The sequence below is a fragment of the Pseudomonas sp. 58 R 12 genome (assembly GCF_900005865.1).
Taxonomy (GTDB): domain Bacteria; phylum Pseudomonadota; class Gammaproteobacteria; order Pseudomonadales; family Pseudomonadaceae; genus Aquipseudomonas; species Aquipseudomonas tritici.
Genome location: NZ_CVTP01000019.1, coordinates 20,039 through 38,604, shown reverse-complemented (window position 1 = coordinate 38,604; position 18,566 = coordinate 20,039). Strand labels below are relative to the sequence as shown.

At 61.3% G+C, this 18,566-nt stretch carries 23 protein-coding genes; 12 read left to right on the top strand and 11 right to left on the bottom strand.

The window, feature by feature from the left end; all coding sequences use genetic code 11:
• Nucleotides 1-228 precede the first annotated feature (228 nt).
• The 6 genes from BFP95_RS15815 to BFP95_RS15790 form a co-directional block, all read right to left on the bottom strand.
• Nucleotides 229-630: a response regulator gene (locus tag BFP95_RS15815; protein WP_065872715.1), complete on the bottom strand. Its 402-nt coding sequence runs from the start codon at nucleotides 628-630 to the stop codon at nucleotides 229-231.
• A gap of 171 nt (nucleotides 631-801) precedes the next feature.
• Nucleotides 802-2,133: a deoxyguanosinetriphosphate triphosphohydrolase gene (locus tag BFP95_RS15810; protein WP_065872714.1), complete on the bottom strand. Its 1,332-nt coding sequence runs from the start codon at nucleotides 2,131-2,133 to the stop codon at nucleotides 802-804.
• Nucleotides 2,134-2,204: 71 nt separating this feature from the next.
• Nucleotides 2,205-3,368, bottom strand: a complete 1,164-nt coding sequence (locus BFP95_RS15805; RefSeq protein WP_065909896.1) for an EAL domain-containing protein — start codon at nucleotides 3,366-3,368, stop codon at nucleotides 2,205-2,207.
• A gap of 93 nt (nucleotides 3,369-3,461) precedes the next feature.
• The gene (locus BFP95_RS15800) at nucleotides 3,462-3,797 is read right to left on the bottom strand and encodes a hypothetical protein (RefSeq protein WP_065882429.1); all 336 of its coding nucleotides are present in this window, start codon (nucleotides 3,795-3,797) and stop codon (nucleotides 3,462-3,464) included.
• Nucleotides 3,794-4,177, bottom strand: coding sequence for a phage holin family protein (locus BFP95_RS15795; RefSeq protein WP_033901397.1), 384 nt, complete (start codon nucleotides 4,175-4,177; stop codon nucleotides 3,794-3,796). The genes BFP95_RS15800 and BFP95_RS15795 overlap by 4 nt, the downstream gene beginning before the upstream one ends.
• A 2-nt stretch (nucleotides 4,178-4,179) precedes the next feature.
• Nucleotides 4,180-4,494 (bottom strand): DUF883 family protein, encoded by a 315-nt coding sequence (locus tag BFP95_RS15790; protein WP_065872711.1) that lies wholly within the window; start codon nucleotides 4,492-4,494, stop codon nucleotides 4,180-4,182.
• A gap of 360 nt (nucleotides 4,495-4,854) precedes the next feature.
• On the opposite strand from BFP95_RS15790, the gene BFP95_RS15785 reads away from it, so the two are divergent.
• Nucleotides 4,855-6,063 (top strand): ammonium transporter, encoded by a 1,209-nt coding sequence (locus BFP95_RS15785; RefSeq protein WP_065872710.1) that lies wholly within the window; start codon nucleotides 4,855-4,857, stop codon nucleotides 6,061-6,063.
• On the opposite strand, the gene BFP95_RS15780 is transcribed toward BFP95_RS15785, so the two are convergent.
• Entirely contained in the window at nucleotides 6,050-7,786 is a 1,737-nt protein-coding gene (locus BFP95_RS15780; RefSeq protein ID WP_083207091.1) for a cation:proton antiporter, read from the bottom strand. The two genes, BFP95_RS15785 and BFP95_RS15780, sit on opposite strands and share 14 nt — an antisense overlap.
• A 149-nt stretch (nucleotides 7,787-7,935) precedes the next feature.
• Here BFP95_RS15780 and BFP95_RS15775 point away from each other — a divergent pair, with 149 nt between their 5' ends.
• The 3 genes from BFP95_RS15775 to BFP95_RS15765 all read left to right on the top strand — a co-directional run bounded on the left by BFP95_RS15775 (nucleotide 7,936) and on the right by BFP95_RS15765 (nucleotide 9,545).
• Entirely contained in the window at nucleotides 7,936-8,172 is a 237-nt protein-coding gene (locus tag BFP95_RS15775; RefSeq protein ID WP_065882540.1) for a glutaredoxin family protein, read from the top strand.
• A gap of 74 nt (nucleotides 8,173-8,246) precedes the next feature.
• A complete protein-coding gene (locus tag BFP95_RS15770) occupies nucleotides 8,247-8,582 on the top strand; it encodes a transcriptional regulator (protein WP_065872709.1) in 336 nt (111 codons plus the stop codon).
• Between the two features lie 72 nt (nucleotides 8,583-8,654).
• A complete protein-coding gene (locus tag BFP95_RS15765) occupies nucleotides 8,655-9,545 on the top strand; it encodes a pseudouridine synthase (RefSeq protein WP_065909894.1) in 891 nt (296 codons plus the stop codon).
• A 55-nt stretch (nucleotides 9,546-9,600) separates the two neighbouring features.
• Here BFP95_RS15765 and BFP95_RS15760 read toward each other — a convergent pair whose 3' ends face one another.
• Both BFP95_RS15760 and mobA read right to left on the bottom strand, forming a co-directional pair.
• Nucleotides 9,601-9,822 (bottom strand): YgdI/YgdR family lipoprotein, encoded by a 222-nt coding sequence (locus tag BFP95_RS15760; protein WP_010211805.1) that lies wholly within the window; start codon nucleotides 9,820-9,822, stop codon nucleotides 9,601-9,603.
• Between the two features lie 79 nt (nucleotides 9,823-9,901).
• Complete coding sequence (mobA, locus tag BFP95_RS15755; RefSeq protein ID WP_065872707.1) at nucleotides 9,902-10,504, bottom strand: molybdenum cofactor guanylyltransferase MobA; 603 nt, start codon at nucleotides 10,502-10,504, stop codon at nucleotides 9,902-9,904.
• A gap of 76 nt (nucleotides 10,505-10,580) precedes the next feature.
• Between mobA and moaB the strand changes: the two genes are divergently transcribed.
• From moaB to BFP95_RS15740, 3 genes are all read left to right on the top strand, one after another.
• Complete coding sequence (moaB, locus tag BFP95_RS15750; RefSeq protein ID WP_048729884.1) at nucleotides 10,581-11,120, top strand: molybdenum cofactor biosynthesis protein B; 540 nt, start codon at nucleotides 10,581-10,583, stop codon at nucleotides 11,118-11,120.
• Nucleotides 11,104-12,330: a molybdopterin molybdotransferase MoeA gene (gene glp, locus BFP95_RS15745; RefSeq protein WP_065909893.1), complete on the top strand. Its 1,227-nt coding sequence runs from the start codon at nucleotides 11,104-11,106 to the stop codon at nucleotides 12,328-12,330. Before moaB ends, glp begins: the two co-directional genes overlap by 17 nt.
• Nucleotides 12,331-12,433: 103 nt before the next feature.
• The gene (locus BFP95_RS15740; RefSeq protein ID WP_139114655.1) at nucleotides 12,434-13,690 is read left to right on the top strand and encodes a hypothetical protein; all 1,257 of its coding nucleotides are present in this window, start codon (nucleotides 12,434-12,436) and stop codon (nucleotides 13,688-13,690) included.
• A 1-nt stretch (nucleotide 13,691) separates the two neighbouring features.
• On the opposite strand, the gene BFP95_RS15735 is transcribed toward BFP95_RS15740, so the two are convergent.
• Together BFP95_RS15735 and BFP95_RS15730 are read right to left on the bottom strand one after the other, a co-directional pair.
• The gene (locus tag BFP95_RS15735; protein ID WP_065909891.1) at nucleotides 13,692-14,021 is read right to left on the bottom strand and encodes an EscU/YscU/HrcU family type III secretion system export apparatus switch protein; all 330 of its coding nucleotides are present in this window, start codon (nucleotides 14,019-14,021) and stop codon (nucleotides 13,692-13,694) included.
• Nucleotides 14,018-15,595, bottom strand: coding sequence for a flagellar hook-length control protein FliK (locus BFP95_RS15730; protein ID WP_065872703.1), 1,578 nt, complete (start codon nucleotides 15,593-15,595; stop codon nucleotides 14,018-14,020). Before BFP95_RS15730 ends, BFP95_RS15735 begins: the two co-directional genes overlap by 4 nt.
• Nucleotides 15,596-15,795: 200 nt before the next feature.
• Here BFP95_RS15730 and ccmA point away from each other — a divergent pair, with 200 nt between their 5' ends.
• The 5 genes from ccmA (at nucleotide 15,796) to ccmE (ending at nucleotide 18,563) form a co-directional block, all read left to right on the top strand.
• Nucleotides 15,796-16,431 (top strand): cytochrome c biogenesis heme-transporting ATPase CcmA, encoded by a 636-nt coding sequence (gene ccmA / locus BFP95_RS15725; RefSeq protein ID WP_065872702.1) that lies wholly within the window; start codon nucleotides 15,796-15,798, stop codon nucleotides 16,429-16,431.
• Nucleotides 16,428-17,096 (top strand): heme exporter protein CcmB, encoded by a 669-nt coding sequence (ccmB, locus tag BFP95_RS15720; RefSeq protein WP_017734375.1) that lies wholly within the window; start codon nucleotides 16,428-16,430, stop codon nucleotides 17,094-17,096. Before ccmA ends, ccmB begins: the two co-directional genes overlap by 4 nt.
• An 86-nt stretch (nucleotides 17,097-17,182) precedes the next feature.
• Entirely contained in the window at nucleotides 17,183-17,938 is a 756-nt protein-coding gene (locus tag BFP95_RS15715) for a heme ABC transporter permease (RefSeq protein ID WP_065872701.1), read from the top strand.
• Nucleotides 17,935-18,111, top strand: a complete 177-nt coding sequence (gene ccmD / locus BFP95_RS15710; RefSeq protein WP_049709263.1) for a heme exporter protein CcmD — start codon at nucleotides 17,935-17,937, stop codon at nucleotides 18,109-18,111. The genes BFP95_RS15715 and ccmD overlap by 4 nt, the downstream gene beginning before the upstream one ends.
• Entirely contained in the window at nucleotides 18,108-18,563 is a 456-nt protein-coding gene (gene ccmE / locus BFP95_RS15705; protein ID WP_065872700.1) for a cytochrome c maturation protein CcmE, read from the top strand. The genes ccmD and ccmE overlap by 4 nt, the downstream gene beginning before the upstream one ends.
• The last annotated feature ends 3 nt before the right edge of the window (nucleotides 18,564-18,566 follow it).

Sequence of the window (18,566 nt, the reverse complement as noted above, 5' to 3'; positions counted from 1 at the left end):
AAATAAAGCGGGCACATTAGCTTAGAAGAGGAGGGAGGAGCATGAGTCGAGGGGGAAGTAGATATAAAACAGGAAAAGTCCTACATGAGAAAAGGTAAATGCCTACCGGCTGCTAAGGCGTTGTGAAGCGATATGTCAGTGCTGTGGCAGTGAGTGAACTAAATGCTGCTGTCATGGATTTAACGGGTGCGGCGCCGACGTTTTTCGTCAGTCCATGATGTTTAATTCCTACATTTGTAACTTAAGTAAAGGGCACAGCAAGTGCGCAAGTTCATTCTTGTTCAGTGGCTTTGATAAGTAACCGAGTAGTGGCAGGCCACGATCTGCCGCTTGGGATATCAGGCTGGCGAGTTCCGCCACGGGCAATCCGCTCAGCAGGATGGCGGTCGTGGTAAAGCGTCGGCGGCTGGCGATATCAATCAGTTCGAGTCCGGGCAGGTCAGGCAAGCATTGGTCACAGAGGATGATGTCGAAAGGCTCCTCGGCCCGTGACATCAAACAGATTGCCTGCTCGGCGTTTTCGGCTGGCGTCAGCCGGGCGAAGCCGAAGCTTCTGAGCAGGCACTGGGTGGCGAGAAGTTGAAAAGGATGATCCTCCACCAGCAGGATACGAAGTGGGTAGTTGGGCATTGGGGGCCACGCGGTGAGTCAAGCGTCGATGGGGGCGCGTAGGAACAGATCGCCAGGGTCGCCGGGAGCGTGCGTGATTATTCATCGGGTGGTTGTGCGAATTCGATCAGGCCGCTCTGTTCCCTTTGTAGGCAGATTCCTTTCAGGAAACAGGCGACGTGATCGTGCTCGTTATTGAGGGCTGGAGCGTCCGGTCATTTCCCGCGCCATCTCGGTGGCATAGCTGTCGGTCATGCCCGCGATAAAGTCGATCATGCGTAGGAACGACGCGTGTAACGGCCACTCGGGGTTCGGCGCGTTGTTGCCAAGCAAGTCGAGAATGCGCCGGTTCTTGAACGACGGCGTGCGCCCGCCATGTTGCTCAAGCGCGGCACCGCAGAAGGCGTTCAGGAGAATCTCGAGGGTGGTGTAGGCGCCGATCTCATGCAGGGTCTTGCGCTTGTCCTGAAAGATTTTCTTGCGCGCCATGTCTTTGGCATCCAGGACGCAGCGTTTGGCCGGGCCGTGCATATGCTCCACCAGATCCCCGGGCAGGGTGCCGGCCAACAAAGCGTCTTGCTGTTCCACGAAGGCCCGTGCCGCCGCGTTGGTCAAATGCTCGATGGCCTTGCCACGCAGGATCGCCAACTTGCGTCGACGGGAGTCCTGGGCGCCGAGCTGGCGATAGGTCTGTGGCAGGTCATCGCCCACCAGGTCCAGCAGCAGCGACTCGACTTCGGTGTACTCCAGCAACTCCATTTCCAGACCGTCTTCCAAGTCGATCAAGGCGTAGCAAATGTCGTCTGCCGCCTCCATCAGATACACCAGCGGATGCCGGGCCCAGCGCTGATCCTCGAGTTGCGGCAGGCCGAGCTTGTGGGCGATCTGCTCGAGGATCGGCAGCTCGCTCTGGTAGCAGCCGAACTTGTGTTTCTTGTACCCCAGCGAGTCCGCGTGCCGGGCGGTCCAGGGGTATTTCAGGTACGTGCCCAGGGTTGCGTAGGTCAGGCGCGTACCGCCGTCGAACTGGTGGTATTCCAGTTGGGTGAGCACACGAAAGCCCTGTGCGTTGCCTTCGAAGTTGAGGAAGTCATTGCGTTCGGCGCTGCTCATGTCGTCCAGCCAGCCGCGCCCTGCAGCCTGCTGGAACCAGTGGCGGATGGCGTCTTCGCCGGAATGCCCGAATGGCGGGTTGCCGATGTCGTGGGCCAGGCAGGCCGATTGCACCACCATGCCCAGGTCGCTCGGGTCGCACCAGTCGGGCAGGGCGCTGCGCAAGGTCTCGCCGACGCGCATGCCGAGGGAGCGGCCCACACAGCTCACTTCCAGGGAGTGGGTCAGGCGTGTATGGATGTGGTCGTTGCTGGAGACCGGGTGTACCTGGGTCTTGCGGCCCAGGCGGCGAAACGCGCCGGAGAAGATAATACGGTCGTGGTCTTTGTGAAACGGGCTACGCCCCAGTTCTTCCGGGCTGTGCAGCGGTTTGCCAAGACGTTCGCGAGTCAGCAGGGTGGGCCAATCCAAGGCGGGTACTCTCCGTACGGTGAATGACCCTCCCAGCTTCCCGGTTCAGCGCGGCCTGGGCAAGCGAAAATCTACAGCCCGGCTGCGTCGATATCGATTAACAGCAAACGCTGACCGTTATCGAAGAATTGTCCGGTCGTGAGGCAATACTGATTGGTGGTCGCGTCGCGGTAGGTCGAAGACAGGGTCAGGCGCCGCTCCTCCCACCCCTCGGCCAGCAGGTGATAGAAGTACGGGCGCCACGACCAGTTATGGCCCAGGTAGCGACTGTCGGCCTGCCAGGCGTCCTGGCGCCATTCGAAGTTGGGGGTCAGCTGCGTGCCATGCCGGTCGCACTGGTAGAAGCGCAGCAGCCAGGGAAAGGCCGGCAGTTGCGGCAACTCGCTCAGCGGCGCCTGGGCCTGCGCCCAGGTTTGCAGGATGTTCATCAGCTCGGCCAATTGCTGGCGCAATTGCATGATGCGCCCACGCTCTGCGAGCTTTTGTTGGACATACGCGGTGCGCAACTGGGCGAAACGCGAGACGAAGGCGTCGGCGGCGAACCAGTCCAGCTGCGCCTGGGCAAACAGATAGCCCTGCACATAGCGCGAACCACACTCCAGGGCGAAGCTTAACTGCGCCTCGGTTTCCACGCCTTCGGCGATGATCCAGCACCCGGTCTTCTCCGCCATTTGCGCCAATGCCCTGACCACTTCGCTGCTCGGCCCGCCGCGGGCGGCGGCCTGGAACAGGCGCATGTCCAGCTTGAGAATATCCGGCTGCAATGCCAGCACCCGGTCGAGCTGCGAATAGCCAGCGCCAAAGTCATCGATGGCGATTCGCGCGCCGGCCTCGCGATAACGCACCACCACGTCGGCCAGGCGCTGGATGTCGCCGCCCAGTTCGGTGATCTCGAACACGATGCGTCGTGGGTCGACGCCATGGCTGTGGATCTGCTTCAGGCTCGGCAAGGCTTGGCCCGGGCGCAGCCGATTGATCCAGCGCGGCGAGATGTTCAAGCTCAGGAACCAATCTTCGGGGGCTTCGTGCAAGCGGCTCAGTGCATTGTCACGGATCTGCCGGTCGAGACGGCGCAAGGTCACGCCCGGCGTGCGTGGGTCGGCGAACAGCGGGCCCACGGACTGCAAGAGGCCGTCAGCCTGGCGCAGACGGCCCAGGGCCTCAACGCCGGCGATGCGGCCGGTGGCGGTGTCGATAAATGGCTGGAAGCAGGCGAGCGGTTGCCCGTCGATCACGGGGCCTCCTTAAGCGAGGTGGCGAAAAAAAGGCCCGGCCCTCGAAAACGAGGGTCGGGCCGATTCTGTTAGCAAGAATGCAGCCAGCCAGGCTCAACCTTTGCGCGATGAACCCTGCATGGCCAGTTTGATCAGCGGGATCAAGCCGGCGCCCAGGCGCACCATGCGCGTCAGGCTGCCGATACCGCCGCCCTTGGCGCCCTTACCGGTAAAGAAGCCCATCAGCGTCACAGCGGCCACGCCCCACAGCGGCGCGTGCTTGATGCCCAGGCCGTCCTGAAAGTTCTGGCCCAGGTTGCGCACCTTGTTCAAGGGCGACATCAATTGCTGGGATTCGTGTCGAATCTCCTGGCGGTGCATTTCCATGCGCAGGCGAATCAACGCCTTGCGCATTTCCCGCCGTGAGGTGTTTGTCGGTAGTTGAGTCATGGCAGCAGGCGCTCCCGGTCATTGGCCAGCTCTTCGAGGGTGGCGTGGAACGGCGTGGACTCATCGAACACCGCCGCTTTCAAGCGTACCCCGCAGAACGCTGCGGCCAGCGTGTAGAACACGCAGAGGCAGATGATCCCGGTCAGGCGGTAGCCGGTGTCCCACACCAGGATCATCACCAAGGTCGACAGCCCCACCAGCAACAGCAGCGCAAACACCAGCGCCAGGCCGGCAAACAGCAGCAGGCTGACGGTGCGGGCCTTCTGTTCCTGCAATTCAATGCCAAACAATTCGACGTGGCTGTGCAGCAAGCCCAACACGGCCGCGCCCAAACGTCTTGAGGTAGTGCCCGTGGACGAGCCAGTTTCGCCGATAGACATGATTAGCGCCTTGTGGCCAACAGGCCGATCAGAAAGCCCACGCCGGCGGCAATGCCCACCGACTGCCAAGGGTTGGCCTGCACGTAATCTTCAGTGGCGGTGACCGCCGCCTGGCCACGTTCGCGCAGGGACTCTTCGGTCTGTTTCAGGGTTTCGCGGGCCTGCAGCAGCGTGTCATGAATCTTCGCACGCAGCTCATCGGCCTGGTCACCGGCAAGCACCTTGGTGTCATCCAGCAACCGTTCGGTGTCAGTCACCAAGGTTTGAAAATCCGCCATCAATATTTCTTGAGCAGTCTTTGCAGTTCTTCTGGCCATGGTTATCTCCGTGATTGGCTGATCGGTACGTCGGTTCGATACGTAGTGGTTTCGAGTCACCGGCATCGGTGAAGGTTCAGTGCAATTGTCTGGTACAGCTTTTGCTTTGCCTTGGTGCGCAGGCCCCGGGGCTTGCGCTGAATCCGGGCGGCTTTAGGCAATGCCTTGAAAAACCTTACCCTAAATAACTGAAACCCGCGGAAAAACCCTTTCGGCAACGGCCTGTTGTGTTGATCGCTGCGCTAAAGCGGTTCACATCCTCTGTAGAGGGGTGGGGCCGGCGGTGCCAATTTAGTGCGCGCAACCCTGGCTTGAACCGCTTTGGTGCTTTTTGCCTTTATTACAGGCCTGCCAACCTCCATGGAAAATCTGCAAAGTGCAGTGGACACCCTCGTCCATAGTTCCAATACCCTGTTTATCCTGATCGGTGCGGTCATGGTGCTGGCCATGCACGCCGGCTTCGCGTTCCTGGAAGTGGGCACCGTGCGCCAGAAAAACCAGGTCAACGCCTTGTCGAAGATCCTCAGCGACTTCGCCATTTCCACGCTGGCCTATTTCTTTATAGGCTATTGGATCTCCTACGGTGTGAGCTTCATGCAACCGGCCGCTGTGATCAGTGCCGATCATGGTTATGGGTTGGTGAAGTTCTTTTTCCTGCTGACCTTCGCGGCGGCGATCCCGGCGATTATTTCCGGCGGTATCGCCGAGCGTGCGCGGTTTGCGCCGCAGCTCTGTGCAACGGCGTTGATCGTGGCGTTTATCTACCCGTTTTTCGAAGGCATGGTGTGGAACGGCAATTTCGGCCTGCAGGCGTGGCTGCTCGCGACCTTTGGCGCCAGCTTCCACGACTTTGCCGGTTCCGTGGTGGTGCACGCCATGGGCGGCTGGCTGGCGCTGGCGGCGGTGTTGTTGCTTGGCCCGCGCAATGGGCGCTACCGCGACGGGCGCCTGGTAGCGTTTGCGCCGTCGAGCATTCCGTTCCTGGCGTTGGGCTCGTGGATTTTGATCGTCGGTTGGTTTGGCTTCAACGTGATGAGCGCGCAAACCCTAAACGGCGTCAGTGGCCTGGTGGCAGTCAATTCGCTGATGGCCATGGTCGGCGGCACGGTTGCGGCCCTGGTCATCGGTCGCAATGACCCAGGCTTCCTGCATAACGGTCCATTGGCCGGGCTGGTGGCGATCTGCGCGGGCTCCGACCTGATGCACCCGGTGGGCGCGCTGGTCACGGGGGCAGTCGCCGGTGGTGTGTTCGTGTGGTTCTTCATCGCGGCCCAGGATCGCTGGAAGATCGACGACGTACTGGGTGTGTGGCCGTTGCACGGCCTGTGCGGGGTGTGGGGCGGCATCGCTTGTGGCATTTTCGGCCAGACCGCCCTCGGTGGGCTGGGGGGTGTCAGCCTGATCAGCCAGTTGATCGGCACCGCCCTCGGTGTGCTGGTGGCGCTGGCCGGCGGCCTGTTGGTGTACGGCGTGATCAAGCGCGTGACCGGGCTGCGCCTGAGCCAGGAAGAGGAGTACTACGGCGCGGACCTGTCGATCCACAAGATCGGCGCGGTCAGTCAGGATTGATCGGCGCCTCTTCTGCGTTGTTCGGGTGCGAGTAAAAACCGTGCAGCAGGTGATAGCGGTTCTGCCGCACTTCATCGACACGCGCCTGTACCTGTTGGTCCGGCAGGCCTAGCAGGATCAAGGCATGGGAGGCGAGCATCAGGCTCGACTCCAACAGCTCGGGCACCACTTCATTGGCGCCCGCGGCTTTCAGTTCGGCCAGTTGGCTGTCATCGCGGGTGCGCACCAGAATCGGCACTTCGGGGTTGATCCGGCGCGCTTCTTTCAACACCACCAAGGCAACGTCGCTGTTGTCCACCGCAATCACCACCAACCGTGCACGCTCCAGGCCGACTGCACTGAGCAGGGCACCACGCCGGCAATCGCCGTAATGCACGCTGCTGTCTTCGGTCGTGGCTTCCTGGACCCGTTCCGGGTCGTCATCCAGGGCGATAAACGCCTGTTGCTCATTGCGCAGGAAACGTCCGATGGATTGGCCTACGCGTCCATACCCGCAAATCACTGCGTGCCCGCGCAACTCGGCGTTCAGCGCGGTGATTTCTTCCAACTGCACTTGCTGGTTGGGCTTGCGGTGCAGGCGCAGGGCAATGCGTGGTGCGGCGCGCAACAGCAGCGGCGTCAGCAACATCGAACAGAACGTGGCAGCGAGCAGCAGGCCGTTGAATTCATCCGGGATCAGACGGCTTTGCTGCATCTGCGCCATCAACGCAAAACAGAACTCGCCACCCTGGGCCAGGGCCAGGCCACTGCGCCAGGCGGTTTCACTGTCGCTGCCACGCAGCTTGACCAGCGCGGCGACCACACAGCCTTTGGCCACCATCAATGCCAGGGTCATGCCGAGGATCAGCAGGCTATGGCTGACGAACAGTTGCAGGTCGATGAGCATGCCGATGCTGACGAAAAACAGCCCCAGCAAGATGTCGCGAAACGGGCGGATATCCGCCTCGATCTGATGGCGGTAGTGGCTTTCCCCTAACAACATGCCGGCGAGGAACGCACCCAGCGCAGGGGAGAGCCCAAGCAGGTGGGTGAGCCAGGCGGTCAGCAACACAATCACCAGCGCCAGCAGCACAAACAGCTCTGCCGAATGGGAGGCGGCGACCTCGCGGAACAAACGCGGCAACAGCCAACGGCTGGCGAGCAGCAGGCCGACAAACAAGAACACGGTTTTGCCGAGTGTCAGCGGCAGCGCCAGGTACCAGGCTTGCTCACCGGTGCCGGCAAACACCGGCACCAGGGTCAGCAGCAACACCGCCACTACGTCCTGAAACAGCAACACGCCAATCGCGTTCTGGCCGTGGCTGCTGAAGATTTCACCAAGGCTGGTCAGCTCCTTGCTGACAATCGCCGTGGATGACAACGCCAGCCCGGCCCCCAGCAACAGGGCGATGCCCGGCGCCACACCAAAGGCCATCAATAATCCGCCCAGCAGTACTGCGCACCCCAGCACCTGCAAACTGCCCAGGCCAAACACCACACGGCGCAAGGCGAGCATCCTGGTCAGGGAAAATTCCAGGCCCAGGGAGAACAGCAGAAACACCACACCGAGTTCGGCGAGGTCGGGCAGGTCCTCGCTGTCATTCACCCAGTCCAGCGCGGTGGGCCCCACGGCCAGGCCGACGCACAGGTAGCCCAGCACGGGCGGCAATCGCAACCGGCGAAACAGCGCAATCACCACCAGGGATGAGGCCAAAATGATCAGCAGGTTGGCAAACACACGCATCTCCGTTGCTAGGGGGCAGGCAAAAAGCCGCGAGAATCGCCGAATCAGTTATACGCCATGGTGACCTGGGTCAGGGTTTTAGTGAGGGTGGGCGAGAGGCCGTAACCGAGCTTAGAATGGTGGCCTGTTTTCTGACCAGGTCCATTGCCATGCTTCCTGAATGCCAGTTATTCGGCACCCTGGGTTGCCATCTTTGTGAAATCGCCGAAGCCGAAATCATGCCGCTCGTCGAACACGGGTTGCTGGTGGAACTGGTGGATATCACCGACCCCGAAGACCTGACCGAAGCCTACGGCCTGCGGATCCCGGTGCTTCGCCGGGTAGACACCGGGGCGGAACTGGATTGGCCATTCGACACACAACAGGTTGTCGCCTTCCTTCGCTGAGTTTTATGCGATGGCAGGTTTCCGATTATTACGTTACTGTATGTTTGTACAGCGATTGAATAGAGGGAACGCCCGTGGTGAATGTTGAACAACTGAAAAGCAGCGTCAATCGCATGTCCGCCGATGTCGTGCGCGACGCGGTGAACGAGCTGCGCCTTGACGGCCTGGTCACGGAAGGCAAGACGCCGTTTAATAAAGTGCATTTCAATACTTGCTTCGCCGAGATCGAGGCGCTGTTCCAGCGCGCCGGTTATCACAAGCAGCTGGATGTGGTGGGTTACCAGGGCTTGTTGTACGCGTTGTACGACCCGGGCCGCTGGGAAGCGGTGGACGTGCTGCGCTGGCTCAAGGAGTTCACCGACGCCGCCAGTGCCTCGAAGGTTCTGCGGGCCGCGTTGGCCAAGGCCTGAGATTCGCCCTAGGCTCAATCCCGCGCAATGCGGGATAATGCCTGCCGGTTTTCCCAAGGCTTGAGCATCTGCATGTCCACTTCTGTTTTTATCGCCTCCGAGCATCAAGCCAGTACGTTGTACTTGCCACCGGGCCCTTGGGCGACGGTGCTGGATTGCCTGTGCGAACACTTCCCGGCGATCAGCCGTGAACATTGGCTGGACCGCATCGCCCGCAGCCGCGTATTGGATATCAACGGCAGCCCGATCAGCCAGGACCTGGCCTACAAGGAAGGGCTGTGCATCTATTACTTCCGCGAAGTGCCCAACGAGAAAATCATCCCCGTACAGGAAACCATCCTGTACGCCGACGAGCACCTGGTGGTGGCAGACAAACCCCATTTCCTGCCCGTGACCCCGGCCGGTGAATATGTCGAGCAAACCCTGCTGCGGCGCCTGATTCGCCGCCTCGACAATCCATCGCTGGTGCCCTTGCATCGCATCGATCGGCATACGGCGGGGTTGGTGCTGTTCTCGGCCAACCCGGCCAGCCGCTCCGCGTATCAACAACTGTTTCCCACGCGCAAGATCGATAAATTCTACGAGGCCATCGCACCGGCCTTGCCTGAACTGGCGTTCCCCAGGGTGCATAAAAGCCGCCTGGTCGATGGCGAGCCGTTCTTTCGTATGCAGGAGGGGTCTGGCGCCGCCAACACTGAAACGGCTGTGGAAGTGCGCGAAAAGAATGGCGATCTATGGCGCTACGGCCTGTTTCCCGTGACCGGCAAGAAGCACCAGTTGCGTGTGCACATGGCCGCACTTGGCGCGAGTATCTGTAACGACCCGTTCTACCCGGATGTGATCAAGGACGCGGTGGACGACTACGCCAACCCACTCAAGCTGCTGGCCCAGGGCGTGCGTTTTATCGACCCGGTCACCGGCGTAGAGCGCAGCTTCCGCAGCGAGATCACCCTGGACTGGTAACCCCTCGGAAACGACAAGGCCCGCGCGAGGCGGGCCTTGTGGCAAACGCTAAGACTTACAGGTCTTTAACGGTGCGAACCTGATCTTTGTTGATGCGGGTGCGCTTGCCGTCAAGTTGTTCGAATTCGTAGAAACCCGAATCTTCATTGTATTTCGGGGTGTCGACGGCCTGGATTTCGCGACCGTCATTCAGGGTGATCACTGTCGGCGAGGCGCAACCGGCGAGGGTGGCGAGGCCCAGTGCAAGCATGAGAGCGGCGATGGTCCGTTGAGTCATGAGTTTGTCTCCGAGAGAATACTTTTTAATTGCTGACCTTGTGACGCGTGCGGCGCCGACAAAGTTCCTGATGCGAGGTTCATTCTGACATGCCCGACAGCGTCTGTAACAGCTCGGGCGTATTAAGGTTGGCCAGTCGCGGGTCATCCGCCGGGCACTCCAGTCCCACGCCACCCAGTTGCAGGAAGATCTTGCGTGGGCTGCGTTCACCCGCACGCCATGCCTGTTCTACCTCAGTTTGCAGGTGGGTAGGGATGATGCAGATCAAGGGTTCCCAGAATTCACCATGGCGCACCATCACTGGCAGTAGCGGGTTGCGCTGCGCTGTCTGCCGCAGGTCGGCGAGCAATCGGGCGTCGATATGCGGTACATCGCACGGCAATATCAGCAGGTGCGCGTGGCGCGCGGCGGCGAGTCCCGCACGGATACCGGCGAGCGGGCCGGGAAAGTCCGGGCTGTCGTCATTCACCAGTTGGTCGGCATAGACGGCGTACTGTTGCGGGTTGCGGTTGCACGAGATGATCAGGTCATCCGTGAGCGGTCGCACCAGGCTCTGTAGATGCGCGATCAAGGGCTGGCCACGCCAATCCAACAGGCCTTTGTCCTGGCCGCCCATGCGCTGCCCGCGCCCACCGGATAGCAGCAGGATCGAACACGGCAGGGGGGATGAGTCGATAGGCATGGCGGTTCCGCAACGGCAGCAAAAGGGGGGCCTGTGATATAACATCGGGCTGTTCCTTCGACAACCGGACCGTGCCATGAACGCCAAGGCAGATGCGCCCTTCGTACCCCTGAATATCGCTGTATTGACCGTCAGTGACACCCGCACCCTGGACACCGACACCTCGGGCCAGGTCTTCGTCGACCGTCTCACCGCCGCTGGCCATACCCTGGCCGAGCGCGTGCTGCTCAAGGACGACCTTTACAAAATCCGCGCCCAAGTCGCCCACTGGATCGCCGAAGACGTGGTGCAAGTGGTGTTGATCACCGGCGGCACCGGCTTCACCGGCCGTGACAGCACGCCTGAGGCCGTCAGTTGCCTGCTCGATAAACAGGTCGACGGTTTTGGCGAGCTGTTCCGCCAGATATCCGTGGCTGATATCGGCACCTCTACCGTGCAGTCTCGCGCATTGGCAGGCTTGGCCAATGGCACCCTGGTGTGCTGCCTGCCGGGTTCCACCAATGCGGTGCGTACCGGCTGGGATGGCATCCTCGCCGAGCAGTTGGACAACCGTCATCGCCCGTGCAACTTCGTACCGCACCTGAAGCAGGCCGAGCCTTGTGAATCCCGTGGGTAAGCCTGGCAAGACCGGCGCCCTGATGCCGGTGGAAGAGGCCTTGCAAAAACTGCTGGCGATGGCCGAAGCCGCGCCGATCCGCGAGCAGGAAACGCTGCCCCTGGCTGACTGCGATGGCCGTGTATTGGCCCAGGACCTGATCTCTACGCTCGACCTGCCGCCTTGGCCGAACAGCGCCATGGACGGTTACGCCGTGCGCTTGGCGGACTGGACCGGTGAACCGTTGGCAGTGAGCCAGCGCATCTTCGCAGGTCAGTCGCCACAGCCCCTGGCCACCGGCACCTGCGCGCGGATCTTCACCGGCGCGCCGGTTCCCGAAGGTGCTGACTGTGTGGAAATGCAAGAAAACGCTGTGGTTCACGCCGACGAGCGCGTGAGCTTCACCGAAGCCCTGCACATCGATCAGAACATCCGCCCCCAAGGCCAGGAAACCACCGTAGGCGAGCTTGTGTTAACGGCCGGCACGCGCCTGGGCCCGATTGAGCTGGGCCTGGCCGCTTCCCTTGGCCGTGATTGCCTGGCAGTAGTACGCCGACCGCGTGTGGCGGTGTTGTCCACCGGCGATGAATTGATCGAGCCGGGCTTGCCGCTCGGGCCGGGGCAGATCTACAACAGCAACCGTGGCGTGCTCTGCTCATGGCTGGCGCGCATGGGTTGCGAAGTGATCGACGCCGGCATCCTGCCCGATGACTTGGACCGGACCCGCACTCGCCTGGCCGATCTGGGCAATGTCGACCTGATCCTGTCGACCGGCGGTGTGTCGGTAGGCGAGGCGGACTTCCTCGGCATTGCCCTGCGTGAAGAGGGTGAGCTGGCGCTGTGGAAACTGGCGATCAAGCCAGGCAAGCCGCTGACCTTCGGCCACTTCCGAGGCGTGCCGGTGATCGGCCTGCCGGGCAATCCGGCCTCGACGCTGGTGACGTTTGCGCTGCTAGCGCGCCCTTATTTGTTGCGCCGTCAAGGCGTGCAAGATGTCGAGCCGCTGCGCTTTGAAGTGCCGGTGGGGTTCGTGTGGCCCAAACCGGGCAATCGTCGCGAATACCTGCGCGGGCGTATCGAGCAGGGCCAGGCGATCATCTATCGCAACCAGAGTTCCGGCGTGCTGCGCAGTGCGGCGTGGGCGCAAGGGTTTGTGGAGGTGTTGGAAGGCACGACATTGACGATTGGCGACCGGGTCAACTTCATTCCTTTGAGTGAAGTAATGGGCTGACGCGCAGTTCATCGGTGGCTGACTGACGCTCAAGAAAAGTCCTATGAGTAAACCTGAGCGGGCAGGCTAATTTGCCGAGTTCTGGTTAACTGGAGGACTGACGATGACTATCCAACGTGCTACATCCATTAATAGCGTGGAGGCGCCCGTTTACGCCGAGCCCGGCATGCTCACTGCAGCCTCAATCAATTCAACCAATGCGCGTAGGGTCTTGAGCGAATTGATTGGCCGGCCGCCTTCCGAGGACAATTATCGAGAGCGACTTGCCTGCATGATCGCCGATCCGAATATTACTTCCTGGCAGGCGTTGACGCGCAACCCAGGGCAGTTGCAACGGCTGCAGGATAACGAGCGGTTGGGCTGGTCCAACCCGGCTGCGGCTGACAGCAGTATGCCAACACTGGCGCAGGCTCTGGGCAAAAGAAACGTCTGGCTGCCTGAGGTGGAAAGCCTCAATGCCAACATCCTGAAAAATCTGACGGCGCAGTTGGCAGAGAAGTACCTGACGCAGTTCCAGTCAATCCTCCACGACCAGGCACCTGCCGTGTCGCAAGATGTCTCGATAGTTCGCGGTGCGCCGTCAGCGGGTAAAACCACCTTTCTGACTGGCCAGTTCGCGCTCAACACCGATGTTGTGAAGAATATGATCCAGAACCGTATGCCCGGTACCAGCATGCTGCAAGTGCATGATCAGGGCGCGGCACTGGTTCAGCAGTTCATGGGGCCTATGGAAAAGCGCTTGGGGCAGCCATTGACGCGGGACGCGTTGTACCTGTGGCCAAATGACTTCAATCAGAAGATCGCCGATGTCGCACGTTTGAGCCAAGCGCCCAAGCTGCATTTCCATGATATCCAGGTGGACCTGGCGACCTTGTGCTGCCGGATTCTCAAACGTGGGACGGATGAGGCGGTGATGGACTTCAATGTCCTGAGCCAGTTTTTCAGTGCGGGTCTGGAGCATCGTGGCCAGAGTATCGAGTCGGTCAAGAGCAATCAGGGCAGGCTCAAAGAGTATTCACTGTCGGCCTGGGACGGTCAGCAAAACGTGCTCGTCGCCCAGCGCGCACCAGGTACGAAGGCGTTTGTGATCAAGGATCAGGTCCTGTTCGATCATGTTACTGCCCGAGATAGCCGTTCCATCAAGGCGGAGATAGACAATGTTCGCAACACCGTCATTAACGCGCAGTTCATCGAGGCCTTCACTGCTCCACTTCCGCCGGCTCAGGCCAGCGCGTTCGGTGCAGCATTGCGGCGGTACGAGGGGCAGACGTTCGAGCAGGCGTTGAAGCAGCATGCGCAGCGCAAGCCCGTTGCCACGTCGGTCGCGGCCCGCGTGTTGGCCGGTGTGATGCCCGGCTGATTCAGTAGTCATCCCCACGTTCGGTCACGTCGCGCTCCACCGGCCCCGCATGCGGGTCATACCCCACCGGAAACTTGCCTTTCAACGTCCAGGCAAACGCAATGATCTCGGCAATCGTGCGGTACAACTCCTCCGGAATGCTGTCGCCCAACTCCATGCGCGCCAGCAGCTTCACCAGCTCTGCGTTTTCATAGATGGGCACTTCATTTTCCCGCGCCAACTTCAGGATCGCTTCGGCCAGGGCATCATCGCCCTTGGCCGTCAGGTTGGGTGCCTGCTGGCCGTCGTACTTGAGGGCAATCGCCTGGCGCGGTGGGCTTGGGTTTTTCATGCGGTCTCATCCACCCAGCGTTGCTCCAATCCGGTTTTGGGCCCGCGCGGCGGGGTGCCGAGGTGGCAGTCGAGGTCGCCGACGTTGAGGCCCGAGGTCACCAGGCGTTCGCGCAGGTTGCCCAAGTGGCTTTCGATCAGGCTGGCGGTGAATGGCCGGGTCGCCCACAGTTGGCTGGACAGTTTGCCCTGGCTCAGTTGCGCCTGGACCTGCAACGGCCCCAGTGGCTCCATATCAAACGCCAACTCGACGCGCCAGAGCATCTGTTTGGCGTCCTTCTTGTCTTTGCGTTCGGGCTGGTCTTTGTCCGGCGCCGGTTCTTCGCGCTGGAACTTGACCTGCAAGGGCACGATGTCCTGCAGGGTGCGCATAGGGATTTCCAACTGCCACGTGGTTTGCAGGCGACCGTCGGCGGTGGTGCCGGTCTGCTCCAGGCTCGACAGTTGATGGCTTTGCAAGCGCGAGATAGCCCCGGCGGCCAGGCGCAGCAGGTTTTCCAGGTCGCCTTCGCCTTCCAGTTTGGCCATCAGGCGTTCGGGCAGCGGAAAGCCAGCGGGCAGCTGTCGGGCGCTGACTTGGCCGAGGGTGTTCAGCGGGCTGCGTACGAAGTTGGGCAGCACCTGGGCCAGGGTATTGGCGGCGAGGATGGCGTTCAGGTTGGTGCTGGCGGGCAGGGCGGGCAACAAGTCCGCGACCAGGCGCAGCAAGGCACCTTTCATGTCCAGTGGGGGAACTTGCGGGTTTTGCCCGGCAAGCAGCTTGGCTTCAAGAAACGCCCCGCTGTTCTGGATGACTTGCGCGAGCACCTTGGGGTTGCTGACCTGGGCCAAATCCGGCAAGGCGGCCAGCAAACGGTCGGCGGCGGCGCGCAGGTTGGCGGAGGTGCTGTCGCCGCGCGGCAGGTTTTGCAGCGCAGTGAACACCGCATCCAGCGAGCCTTGGCGACTTTGTTGGGTCGACAGTTGCTGCGTGACGGCCAACTGATCCTTGAGCCCGCTCAAGGGTACAAAATTCAAGGTTTGCGCGTTCTGCACCACGGCACTGAGCAGGCTGCCGACGCGCAACGGCTGCGGGCTTTCCACGGTCAGGGTGGCGCCCGTCAGTGCGCTGTTGAGCACGGTCACCAGTGAGCGGTAAATCGCCGGTTGCGCCGTGCCTTGGGGCAGCATTTGGGTGGTCAGCACCTTGGCCTGCAACAGCGTGCCCACCGGCATCTGATTGGTATCGATGCGGGTGAGGGCGGCTACATTCGCGCTCAAGGCCTGCTGCAGGCTGAGCGTCAGGTTGCCGGCGGGCGTCTGGCTGACCGCGACATTGCTGCCCAGCGGCAAGGGTTGGGCGCTGCTGGCTTGCACCAGGGTCTGGCGGCCACCTTCCAAGGTCAATTTGAGTAGCAACTGAAAGGCTTCACCGCCTTGTTTCAGGGCGATCACTTCGGCGTTCGCGGTTTTCCCGGGGTCGATCAAGCCGATCTGCGGCTCCAGCAGTTTCAGCAATTCACCGGCCGCAGGCGCAAGGCTGGGCCCGGCCGCAGTAGCAGGTGGAAGCGTAGGAAGGTTGATCTCACCGGTCATCGCGCGCGTCGTCTCTGGGGAAATTGCCCTCTTTAGAGTAGGGCATCACATGTATAATGCCGCCCGTCTGCAAAGAGAGCGCTAAAAACCTCACAACTATTTGATCCAGCTCTCTAAAATCGGTCGCCAAAGCCGTTATTGTGCATTTCTCTTTAACGGCCGCTGCACCGCCGACTTGAACCGTAAAGGCCCGCGATCTTTTGACCAGCCCTCTTCTTGAAGCCGTAGCGCTCTCCTGTGAACGCGACCTGCGCCTGCTGTTCGAGCATCTCGAACTGCGGCTGGCGGGCGGTGACATGGTGCAGATCAGTGGCCCCAACGGCAGCGGCAAGACCAGTTTGCTGCGCCTGCTGGCCGGGCTGATGCAGCCGACGGCCGGCGAGGTACGCCTCAACGGCAAGCCCCTCAACGAACAACGCACCGAACTGGCACGCAACCTGATCTGGATCGGCCACGCCGCCGGCATCAAGGACGTGCTCACCGCCGAAGAAAACCTCAGTTGGCTCAGCGCCCTGCATCATCCTGCTGCGCGCGATGCCATTTGGCAGGCTCTGGCCGCTGTTGGTCTCAAGGGTTTCGAAGACGTGCCCTGCCACACCCTGTCCGCCGGCCAACAGCGCCGCGTGGCCCTGGCGCGTTTGTATCTGCCCGGCCCGCCGTTGTGGATTCTCGATGAACCGTTCACCGCCCTCGATAAACAAGGCGTCGCCCAGTTGGAAGAACACCTGGCCCAACACTGCGAGCGGGGCGGCCTGGTTGTGCTCACCACTCATCACACGCTAAATCGCATGCCCGCCGGTTACCGTGACCTAGACCTGGGGCGGTGGTCGGCATGAGCGTATTCGCCCTGCTGGTTGCCCGCGAAGCGCGGCTGCTGTGTCGTCGCCCGGCCGAGTTGGCCAACCCGCTGGTATTCTTCGCCATTGTTATCGCGTTGTTCCCGTTGGCGGTCGGCCCCGAGACTAAACTGTTGCAAACCTTGTCCCCGGGACTGGTGTGGGTCGCCGCACTTTTATCCGTCCTGCTCTCGCTGGACGGGCTGTTTCGCAGTGATTTCGAAGACGGTTCCCTGGAACAGTGGGTCCTTTCGTCGCACCCTTTGCCACTTCTGGTACTGGCCAAGGTACTGGCACACTGGGCTTTTTCCGGCCTGGCGCTCGTCTTGCTCTCGCCGCTGCTGGCGATGATGCTGGGCCTGCCCACCGAATGCCTGCCGATCCTGCTCCTGAGCCTGCTGCTCGGTACACCGGTGCTCAGTTTGCTGGGCGCGGTGGGCGCGGCATTGACCGTGGGTTTGAAGCGCGGCGGCCTGTTGCTGGCCCTGTTGATTCTGCCTTTGTATATCCCGGTGCTGATCCTGGGCAGCGGTGCGTTGCAAGCCGCGCTCATGGGCATGCCGGCGACCGGTTACCTCCTGTGGCTTGGTAGCCTGACCGCCCTGGCGGTAACCCTGACACCCTTTGCTATAGCGGCCGGCCTGAAGATCAGCGTTGGCGAATAATGAGGTCTGACTGAGCGCTATACGTTCAGTCAGTAAAGACCCTACGCTTCTTGCCACGACAAGAAGCAACCGTGATGGAAACAGCAATGAACTGGACCTGGTTTCATAAGCTCGGCTCGCCCAAATGGTTCTATGGCATCAGCGGCAAACTGCTGCCGTGTTTGAGCATCGCTGCCGTGTTGCTGATCGGCATCGGCCTGGTCTGGGGCCTGGCCTTCGCGCCGCCGGACTATCAGCAAGGCAACAGCTTTCGCATCATTTATATCCACGTTCCCGCCGCGATGCTGGCCCAGTCCTGCTACGTGATGCTGGCCGTGTGCGGCGTGGTCGGGCTGGTGTGGAAGATGAAGCTCGCAGACGTTGCCCTGCAATGCGCCGCGCCCATCGGTGCGTGGATGACCGCCGTGGCGCTGGTCACCGGCGCGATCTGGGGCAAGCCGACCTGGGGGTCATGGTGGGTGTGGGATGCGCGACTAACGTCCATGTTGATCCTGCTGTTCCTGTACTTCGGTCTGATTGCCCTGGGCAATGCGATCAGCAATCGTGACAGCGCCGCCAAGGCCTGCGCGGTGCTGGCGATTGTCGGTGTGATCAACATCCCGATCATCAAATACTCGGTGGAGTGGTGGAACACCCTGCACCAGGGCGCCACCTTCACCCTCACCGAAAAACCGGCGATGCCTGTGGAAATGTGGGCGCCGCTGCTGCTGATGGTGCTGGGGTTCTACTGTTTCTTCGGCGCCGTGCTGCTGATGCGCATGCGCCTTGAAGTGCTCAAGCGTGAAGCCCGCACCAGCTGGGTCAAGGCCGAAGTGCACAGCAGCCTGGGAGCGCGTGGATGAGTTTTGCTTCTTTCAGCGAGTTTATCGCCATGGGCCACCACGGCCTGTATGTCTGGACGGCCTATGGCATCTGCCTGGCAGTGCTGGCCCTCAACGTCGCCGCGCCGATCCTGGCCCGCAAGCGTTACCTGCAACAAGAGGCGCGTCGTCTGCGCCGGGAGACCGAAAAGTGAATCCGCTGCGTAGAAAGCGTCTGTTGATCATCCTTGCCATCCTCGCTGGCGTCGGCATTGCCGTGGCCCTGGCCTTGAGCGCTCTGCAGCAGAACATCAACCTGTTCTACACCCCGACCCAGATCGCCAACGGCGAAGCGCCTGTCGATACGCGCATCCGTGCTGGCGGCATGGTTGAGAAGGGCTCCTTGAAGCGTTCCGGCGATTCCCTGGACGTGACCTTTGTGGTCACCGACTTCAGCAAATCTGTGACCATCACCTACCGCGGCATCCTCCCGGACCTGTTCCGCGAAGGCCAAGGCATCGTCGCCCTGGGCAAGCTCAACGCCGACGGCGTAGTGGTGGCCGATGAAGTGCTGGCCAAGCACGACGAAAAATACATGCCGCCAGAAGTCACCAAAGCGTTGAAAGACAGCGGCCAGTCCGCGCCAATGCCTGCCAAGGAGGGCTGAGCC